Raw genomic sequence first — 1,640 nt, forward strand, 5'->3', positions numbered from 1 at the left:
AATAAGAATTGTGACAAATTAAATAATTTATTTAATTAGCTTATACTTCTTAATAATACATTTCACTAATGTTGCATTAATTTTTTAACCTATATGTTTGGCCATGATTGTTTTTTTACTTACCGTACTTATCAAGCTTGACCTTAATTTGAAATAGAGAATTTTCCGTATTTTGAGCTGTTTTAAATTGGTTTAAATTGAAACGTATGAGAATATTAGACAATTATTTGGTCCTATATAAGTGAAAAACGTCGCAATTCCTGGTAACAAAAATAAATAGCAGTAAAAATTTTCTGGGAAAATTCATTTCTTGAGCATCAATAGACTTTCTTAAATTCAACAAAACATCTTGTGATTAAATAAACAATGTGTAATACTGGCAATAATTACATTTACGCTATACTAGTCTTGCATAAATATAGTTAAATAATCATTAGGAGATGGTTTTATGTTCGTGAAAAAATTAGTGATAGCATTATCCTCTTTCGTTACTTTGTTCACAGTTGTCGGTTATGCTGGGATTTCTGTCCATGCAGAATCTATTAATGATGATCTCGCTCAACCTAGTTCTCAAGGAGAATATACTGAAAAAGAACTAGAAGAATTAACAAATGAAATAGCAGAAGAGTTAGAATTTTATTTTAGTGAAATAGGTGAAATCGATAAACATGGTAAATACACGGTTACTAATCCGGAACTACTTAGACAAGAAGTAAACAAAGGTAATCCAATTGCTATTGAACTTTATCAGGCTAATTCAATAACACAAGGACCTAGAAATGACGGTATGATATCAACTCTAAGCACTATGGATTTTATCTACTGCACGGTAGGAGAAGAGTATGCTTGGATAGGAACATTACTTAGTGGACAAACAGTAAGAGCACTAACTGAAGCTCTCGCTTCTGGAGCGTGGACAACTGCAGGGAAAATACTTGCACGAGCTGCCTTAGAGATAGGACCCAAAGTGTCTAAGTCTGTTAATCTTGCTTTTGCGGCAGTTTCGTGGTCTGTATCAGCTTATAAATGTAGAGGGAAGTTTTAAGATTGCAAAAAAAGCTTACTAAATTTATAATTTGGCAAAGTATTGAGCCTCCAAAGAATACTTTTAGTAAAATACTTACAGGTATTTTCTGGTTGTTTACTATCTTTTTGATTTCTATGTGTTCAGTATTTATTTATGGATTAGAGATAAACGTGGTAATTAGAGTTCTTCTAATAGCATATTTGGTGCTAAACATTTTATTTACTGGATCAGCATGGGAAATAGTTGGCTATGAGAAAAAAGATTTTTCGGTTAGAAGATGGTTTGTATTGGGAAAATATGCCTTCCCTTTCTATCTCTGGTATGCTGTCTATTACTTGAAAAATCCTGAAAAATTTGGTTTAAAGGATTCAAAATAAGTTATAATCAGTGTTTTTTCCTTATTAAATTGTGATTATAAAAAGGAAGCTAATATAGTATATCAAGAGAGAGAAAGATAGAAACAAAAGAAAATAGTTCAATTATGGTATTGGCTTTGGTTTCTTTATTAGAATTTTACTTGCAGCATTTTTACAATTTTTCTCTAACAATCAAAATGCTTGGGTGATAACCCCTCCTTTTAGCACATTAATCGAGTTGATTATCGGTATTATAA

Annotated in this window: 2 protein-coding genes; both read left to right on the forward strand. The window is 31.0% G+C overall.

The annotated features are described in order from the left end of the window. Positions 1–448: 448 nt before the first annotated feature. Complete coding sequence (locus tag BMX83_RS10600; protein WP_091636838.1) at positions 449–1,045, forward strand: hypothetical protein; 597 nt, start codon at positions 449–451, stop codon at positions 1,043–1,045. A 2-nt stretch (positions 1,046–1,047) separates the two neighbouring features. Continuing rightward, positions 1,048–1,404: a hypothetical protein gene (locus tag BMX83_RS10605; protein ID WP_091636841.1), complete on the forward strand. Its 357-nt coding sequence runs from the start codon at positions 1,048–1,050 to the stop codon at positions 1,402–1,404. The last annotated feature ends 236 nt before the right edge of the window (positions 1,405–1,640 follow it).

Origin of the sequence: Alkalibacterium gilvum (genome assembly GCF_900109085.1) — a bacterium.
GTDB lineage: Bacteria > Bacillota > Bacilli > Lactobacillales > Carnobacteriaceae_A > Alkalibacterium > Alkalibacterium gilvum.

Excerpts from the sequence above, each read along its gene's own strand:
- BMX83_RS10600 (WP_091636838.1), top strand. The coding sequence starts at position 449 with ATGTTCGTGAAAAAATTAGTGATAGCATTATCCTCTTTCGTTACTTTG.